Annotated in this window: 5 protein-coding genes; 4 read left to right on the top strand and 1 reads right to left on the bottom strand. The window is 72.6% G+C overall.

The window, feature by feature from the left end; all coding sequences use genetic code 11:
• Positions 1-174: 174 nt before the first annotated feature.
• Positions 175-693, bottom strand: a complete 519-nt coding sequence (locus tag ACZ38L_RS19465) for an SgcJ/EcaC family oxidoreductase (protein ID WP_465694634.1) — start codon at positions 691-693, stop codon at positions 175-177.
• 183 nt (positions 694-876) lie between these two features.
• On the opposite strand from ACZ38L_RS19465, the gene ACZ38L_RS19470 reads away from it, so the two are divergent.
• The 4 genes from ACZ38L_RS19470 to ACZ38L_RS19485 form a co-directional block, all read left to right on the top strand.
• Positions 877-1,551, top strand: a complete 675-nt coding sequence (locus ACZ38L_RS19470; RefSeq protein WP_465694639.1) for a ribonuclease H family protein — start codon at positions 877-879, stop codon at positions 1,549-1,551.
• A 646-nt stretch (positions 1,552-2,197) separates the two neighbouring features.
• Positions 2,198-2,995: a phytanoyl-CoA dioxygenase family protein gene (locus tag ACZ38L_RS19475; RefSeq protein WP_465694643.1), complete on the top strand. Its 798-nt coding sequence runs from the start codon at positions 2,198-2,200 to the stop codon at positions 2,993-2,995.
• Positions 2,992-3,597, top strand: coding sequence for a DUF6309 family protein (locus ACZ38L_RS19480; RefSeq protein ID WP_465694647.1), 606 nt, complete (start codon positions 2,992-2,994; stop codon positions 3,595-3,597). The genes ACZ38L_RS19475 and ACZ38L_RS19480 overlap by 4 nt, the downstream gene beginning before the upstream one ends.
• Positions 3,594-7,467 (top strand): amino acid adenylation domain-containing protein (locus tag ACZ38L_RS19485; RefSeq protein WP_465694651.1); only part of this gene is annotated, 3,874 nt, incomplete at its 3' end. The genes ACZ38L_RS19480 and ACZ38L_RS19485, both read left to right, overlap by 4 nt.

A 7,467-nucleotide genomic window follows, 5' to 3' on the forward strand; every position in this document is an offset into this window, starting at 1 on the left:
AACACCGCCACGACGTGCTGGGCGGGTCGAGACGTCAAGGGGGCCCGAAAGTGGCTCAGGATGGGGGGGGAGGGCTGCCGCGGCCGGGTCCCGGGCCGGCCCGGGACCCGGCCGAGGACGCCGAGGAGGACCGAACAGGACTGCCGGGTCCGGTGGTTGACGCCTGAAGACGCGTCATCCGGTGGGCACCGCGGAGGAATGATGGTTGATGATCAGCCACCTGCCTCCGCGCAGCTCGTAGACGAAGGTGTAGCGGGCGTCGACCTCGGCCTTGCTGCCGTCCTTGTGCGTCAGCGTGAACTGGTAGAGGCCGGTGTCGATCGCGGTGGTGGGGTCCGGGATGTTGATGAACCGCTCCTGGATCTTGCCGACCGGCTTGTTCACCAGGAAGTGCTGGAAGTAGTCGACTATCCCGGCCCGGGTGGTGCGGATTTCGGCGGAGACGGTCGGTAGCAGTACAGCGTCGGGGGCGTAGAGGTCCGCGACGCGGTTCGGGTCGCCGGTGGCCAGGGCCGCGTTCCACTGGTCGAACAGGGCGGCGATCTGTCCCGCGGAGGGCACCTGGGTGCTGCTGACGGCGGCAGTGCGGTCGACCGGGTACGGAGTGTGGGTTCCGGTTGCGTACGTCGCTCCGGTGCCGGCGAACAGGGTGACGGTGGCGAGCGCGATGCCCATGGCGTGCTTGCGTCTCATGGCACTCCTCCTGCGTGGTCGGTGTTCAGACGGAGGGATAGCCCCAGGCTGACCCACCACAGCCGATCCGGCACGTCGGAGCGGCCCGTAGCACCTTCTCGCCGGGACGGTCCCGCGTGTGGACCGTGACCGTCGACCGCTCGGTGTGACCGGCCGGGGCGCGGCGCCTGCGATCATAGGGGCATGGTCGAACGAGTCATCGCAGCATGTGACGGAGCAGCCAAGGGCAACCCGGGCCCGGCTGCCTGGGCCTTCGTGGTCGCGGACAGCACCGGAACGCCCCAGCGCTGGCAGGCCGGCCCGCTCGGGCACAGCACCAACAACGTGGGCGAGTTGACCGCCCTGGAGCAGTTGCTGGAGGCGACGGATCCGACGGTCCCGCTGGAGGTGCGGCTCGACAGCACTTACACCCGCGACGCGGTCACGAAGTGGCTGGCCGGTTGGAAGCGCAACGGCTGGAAGACCGCCGGGGGCAAGCCGGTGGCCAACCGCGAGCTGATCCAGCGCATCGACGCGCTCCTCGCGGACCGTGACGTCACCTTCGTGTACGTGCCCGCGCACCAGGTGAACGGTGACCCGTTGAACGCGATCGCCGACAAGGCCGCCAGCGACGCCGCGCGTACCCAGCAGGCGGCCGGCGGCACCGCGGCCGACCTCCCCGCTCCGGACCCGGTCAGCGCCCCCGTCGCCCGGAGCAAGCGCCGCGCGCCGGCCGCGACGTCCGGTGCCGGAGGCCGCCGGCCCACCCTCGCGGCCCGGTTCCCCGGGACCTGCCCGTGCACCCGTCCGTACGGCAAGGGTGACCTCATCACCAAGGTGGGAGGGAGCTGGGGCCACCCCGAGTGCGCGCAGGCGTGAGGGCGTGAATCCGGGCACGCTCCCTCCGTGAGCGGCGGTCACGGGTGAGGTGCCGCCGGGGTTGCCGAGCGCCTACCCGTTCGGCATATGCCCAGCTCGCTGGAGCCGTCGGATCTCGGCCCAGTCCGCCCCGGCAACCACTCGTTCCCCCCGGCCCCCGATGAGGGTCGGGAGGAACACGGCACCGCGGGACGGGTCACCGTTGATCCCGCCGCTCAGCGGTCGGATTTCACCCGATGTCGAGAACCCGCTCTCCTGGATCGTCATGATCTGATGTCCGATATGACCATATTCAAGGGGAAGGTCCAAACATCTCCTTTCCGGGCCCCGCCGCGGCCGGGCCCGAGAAGCGTCCGTCGTTCGGGGACACTCCATCTCCGGCCTGCGCACACGTCGCCCGGTGTCGCCAACAACCGGTGGGATGGGCCCGGTGGGTGGACGAAGGGGTCGGGGTGGACGGCTCGGTGGCCTGAACAGGACCCCCGACTCGTTACGGGTCTTGTGAGGGAGTGATCCCGCCAATCAGACTCCAACACGCAGAATGTGACCGAACGTGATCACTCCATTTCCTTCTGTGGCGGCTGAGTCGCCTGAGGTCGGCAGTGAACGACGCGTGATCGTCGCGGGAAAGAGGTGAGTCGTCTTAGTGCCGCTGTTTCTCGAAGAGCACGAGGCCCTCGACGCCGCACAACGGGAGCAGTTCGCGAAGGCAGGGTATGTGGTCCTGCCCGGTCTGCTGCCGGAAGCCTTCCGGGACCGGCTGGTGCCCGAAGTGGACCGCTGGGTGGACGAGGGTCTACGGACCCGCTCGATAGCCTGCTGCGTCGATCCGGACGCGAACGGTGTGCCCCCGGTGCTGGAACTGGAACTGCCGAGGCATGGTGAGCTGCTCACCCATCGGGTGGTGACGCGGGCGGTCGCGGAGCTCATGGGCTCCCCGTTCGTCTTCCACCACCTGCACAGTGACCGGCAGCGTCCCGGCGTCACGGGCAAGCCCTGGCACCACGACTACGAGCCCAACGACCGTGCGGATCCTTCCCTGTTGATGGTCCATGCGCTGCACTACCTCGGCGGCCTCGACGAGACCGTCGGGAGCCTCGCGGTGCTGCCCGGCTCCCATCGCAGGTCCGCCGGCAAGACCGCACTCGCCCACCTCGGTACCGCCGAACTTCCGGGCGAGGTCGTCATCGACCAACTGCCGGCCGGCTCGACCGTGCTGCTCAACTCGGCGCTGTTCCACACCCGCCGGCCCGCCCCGGGTGGGGGCGGCCGCCCCCGCTACTTCGTCGACGCGTCGTACTGCCAGGTGGGAGCGCGCTGGCAGCCGGTCAAGCCGTTCTGGCGGCAGATGCTGGCTCGGGCGCGAGCGCTGAACCTCGACGGCGGGCGGTGGCCGGAGCTGTTCGAGGACCGGCACTTCACCGAGTACCCGAAGACCGCGTGAGAGGCATCGGAGTGGAAGTCGTCAGCTCGGTCACGTTCGCCGAGGTCCGGGCGGTCTACCTGCGCGACCACCCGGTCGAGCGGACGCACGAGGCGAACACCAACCAGGACGGGGAGGCGAACCTCCGGCGTGCCGAGATCCTGCTCGGCACCTGGTGGCGGGTGCGGCTCTCGCGGGCGGAGGCTCTCGACATCGTGCTGCCCTGGCATCTCAGCGAGGGCGGCGAGCTCGAACTCGTGCCGCGCTCCGGGCTGACGGTGCGCCAGGCCGCGGAGCACGTCCGGGCGGCCGGGGCCGAGTGGGCCGAGGCGAACCCGGTCTGTGCGGCGAAGCTCGAACTGCTGAGGATCTCGCCGCTCACTCCGGTGTATCTCAGCACCCGCCCGGTCCCGCACTCCGACTACGCGGACCTGCGGGTCAGGGCGGGCCTCATCCACCTCGACGGCCTGCACCGCCTGGTCGCCTGGGAACTGGCCCAGCGGCTGCCCCGCGAGGAGCGGCTGGAGGCGTTCGTCGTGGGCGACATCCGGACCCACCTCGCTCCAGGAAGCAGGTCGACCACCATGACGCCGCCCGCACGAACCGGAGACGAACAGACGTGACGCGTGCGATACGGCCCACCTCGTCGCTGACCGATCTGCTGGCACGCAACGCTCGCGTTCACCCGCACCGGCCCGCCCTGACCGACGCGGTGCGCTCGTTCGACTACCGGACGCTCGACCTCCTGGCCGGCCGGATCGCCGGCCTGCTGCGCGAGGTCGGCGTCGGCCGGGGCGACCGGGTGGCCCTGCTTGGTCCCCGGGACGCCCGGCTGTTCGCGTTGCTGCACGGTGTCCTGCGCTCCGGCGCTGCCGCGGTGGTGGTCGACCCGGAGTGGTCGAGGCCGGACCAGCGCAGGCGACTTGACGCGGTCGAGATCGGCTGCGTGCTCACCGCGGACGCGGCGATCCGGACACCGGAGGCGTACCGCACCGAGCTGGTCGACCTCGACGCGCTGACCGCGACTGGTCTTCCCGAGCCACCCGTCGCCACCTCGGACCCGGACCCGGAGCTGGCCTACCTCTCCTTCACCTCGGGTTCGGGTGGAGAGCCGAAGGCGGTCGCCGTCACCCACGCCAACGCGGTGCACTACGCCCGGTCGCTGCGCCGGCGGCTCGGGCTGACCGAGGCCGACGCCCCGTGCGTCGCCCACGTCACCACGCTGGCCGCCGACCTCGGCCACACCTCCTGGCTGCTCGCGCTGGCGACCGCGGGTTCGGTGCACGTCGTGCCGGATCACCAGGTGCGCGACCCGGAGGCCTTCTGGGCATCGCTGCACGGGGCCGGAGTGTCGGTGCTCAAGACCACGCCGTCGCACCTGACGGCACTCCTGGAAGGGCGGCCGCGCACCGGCCCGGCCCTGCACACCGTGCTGCTGGGCGGCGAGCCACTGCCGCGGACGTTCGCCGCCGCGCTGCTCGACGACGGCGTCTCGGACCGGGTGGTCAACCACTACGGCCCGACCGAGACGACGGTCGGTGCCACCTGCTTTCTCGCCTCGACGGCGAGCGACCTGCCTGCGGACGAGGTGACGGTCCCGATCGGCAGCGCGATCGGCGAGGTGGACCTCAGGCTGGTGGACGGCACCGGACGGCCGGTCCCCGACGGCGTGGCGGGCGAACTCCTCATCGGTGGAAAAGGCGTCAGCGCCGGCTACTTCGGCCGCCCCGACGAGACCGCCCGCCGCTTCATCCGGTACCAGGGGGAACCGCTGTACCGGACCGGCGACGTGTGCCGTCGCCGGCCGGACGGCAACCTGGTCTTCCTCGGCCGCTCCGACCGCCAGGTCAAGGTCAGGGGGTTCCGGGTCGATCTCGCCGAGATCGAGCGGGCGATCGAGGAGTTCCCGGGCATCGCCCAGTCCGCGGTGATCACCCGGAACACCCCCGTGGGCCTCCAACTCCTGGCCGCCGTACGGTCGGTGGACGGGCAGTGCGAGACCGTGACGGTTGACGCGCTCCGCTCCCACCTGTACGACCGGTTACCGGGCTACTCGGTCCCGCAGCCGATCGTCGCGGTGCCGGACTTCCCGGTCGGCTCGAACGGGAAGCTCGACCGCGAGCGCCTGGGCGCGGTCGTGACCGGGATCGTCGAGGCCCGGGCGCGACGCCCGCAGCCGGGACGGACGTCCCCGCCGGGCCAGGTCGAGCCACCGTTGGCGCGCTCGATAGCGGAGCTCTGGGCGAGCGCGCTCGGCCTGCCCGTCCTCGGTCCGCACGCCGACGTGCTGGAGCTCGGCGGGGACTCGATCCTCGCCATGCGCACGGTCGCGCTGTTGCGCCGGGCCGGGTTCCGGGCCGCCTTCGAGGACTTCTACCGGCACCCGACACCGACCCTGCTGGCCCGCGCCGCCCGTCCGGTGGCGGAGGACGCGCGGCCGGCCGCCACGGCCCCGCGCCATCGGGATCGGGGACTCGCGCCGGCCCAGCGGTGGTTGTTCCGGCAGCCGCTCGACGACCTCCGGCAGTGGAACCAGTCCGTGTTGCTGCGCTGCGCGGTGGCCGTCGACGCCGCGGCCCTCTCGGCGGCCGTCGAGGGCGTGCTCCAGCGTCATCCGGCACTGCGCCAGCCGATCTCGCCGGACGGTCCCGGCGAGCCGCGGCCGGTGGACGAGCTGGACGTGCTGTCCTTCTCCGCGATCCCGCGACCGGCCGGCCCGCTGGCAGAAGTGATCGACGGCGTCTGCACCGAGCTGCACCGCAGCCTCGACCCGGCCGCCGGGCGGCTGATCCGGGTGCACCTCTTCACCGGCCCGGCCGGCGTCGAGGACCGGTTGGCGGTGATCGTGCACCACCTGGCCGTCGACGGCCTCTCCTGGCGGATCCTGCTCGACGACCTCGCCCGCGGGTACCGGGCGGCGCGGTCCGGGCGGCGCGCGGACCTCCCCCCGACGGCCGACTTCTACCAGTGGGCCGCCGCGTCGCCGCAGGTCCCCGCCGTCCCCGGGAGGATCGCGCCGCGCCTTCCGGGGACCGGCGCGACCGCCGGCGGTGAGCCGGCGGCCATCACCTGGGCGCTCGACGAGAGCGCGACCGGCCGCCTGGTCGGGCGGTACGGGCGCGGGCAGGGACTGGAAGCGCTCCTGCTGTCGGCCTTCGCCGACGCCACGTCGAGCTGGAGCGGTCAGTCCCGGCTGGTCGTGGAGGTCGAGACCCACGGCCGCGACGTCACGGGCGACGACGGCGGGTACCTGGACACCGTCGGTTGGTTCACGGCGGTGAAACGGGTGGCCGTCGACGCCGCCGGCCGGGCCGGCGGTGAGGTGCCGGCCGAGCGGGTGCACGAGGTCGGGCGTCGCGTCCGAGAGGCGCCCCAGCTGCCGATGGACGTGGCGGGGCCCCGCCCCGAGGTCGGGTTCAACTTCCTCGGCACGTTCCGGCTGCCCGACGAGCCGGCACTGGGCTGGTCCGTCGCGGCCGAGCAGGCCGGCACGGCACGGTGCGCCGGTGGGGACCCGCTCTACCTGCTCCGGCTCACCGCTCGCATCGTCGAGGACCGGCTGGTGACCGACCTGGTCTACGGGTGGCCGACGCTGTCCCACGACGGCGCGGACGGCATCGTCGCCTCCTTCGCCCGCGGCGTGGCGGCCGCGGCCGGGACCCCGGCCCCGCCGCACGTCAGGACGCCGCTGTCGACCTCCGGTCAGCTGTTGCACCCCGGCGTCCCAGCGCCCCCGAGCGGCTCCCGCTGGCGGGTGAGCGAACCGACCCGGGTCCTGCTCACCGGGGCCACCGGCTACCTGGGGAGGCATCTGGTCACCGAGTTCGTCGAGCGGGGCGCGCGGGTCACCTGCCTGGTGCGCGCCGAGCACGACGCCGATGCGGCTCGACGGCTCGACCTCGGAGGTGGCGGGGTCGAGGTGGTCGCCGGTGACATCGACCGGGACGGCCTCGGGCTGTCCGGGGACGGTCTCGCCCGGGCCCGCGGCGCGCAGGTCGTCGTCCACGCCGCCGCGGACGTCCGCCTGGTGGCCCCACCCGCAGAGCTGGAGCGGACCAACCACACCGCGGTCCGGCGGCTACTGGCCTGGATCGACGCCGAGTCACCCGGAGCCCGCTTCCACCACGTCTCGACGCTCGCCGTCGCGGGCGGCGTCGAAGGGCCCGCCCGCCGCTTCAGCGAGGCCGACCTGCGGATCGGTCAGCGCTTCCGAACCCCTTATGAGCGCGCCAAGTTCGGAGCCGAGGAGGCCGTCCGGGCCTGGGCGGCCTCGGGCCGTCCGTGGTTCGTCCACCGCAGCGGGCACATCGCGGCGCACAGCCGCACCGGCGCGTTCCAGCGCAACATCGGGGACAACCGGATCTACCAGCTCGTCCGCGGCTACGTGCTGGCCGGGGCGGGGCCGAGGCCGGCCACGAAGACACCCTCGTTTTCTTCCCCTGACCAAGTGGGCGCGGGGGGCGTGGTGAGCACGCAGAAACCCCACGCCGCGC

It is taken from the genome of Kitasatospora sp. NPDC024654, from assembly GCF_055559155.1.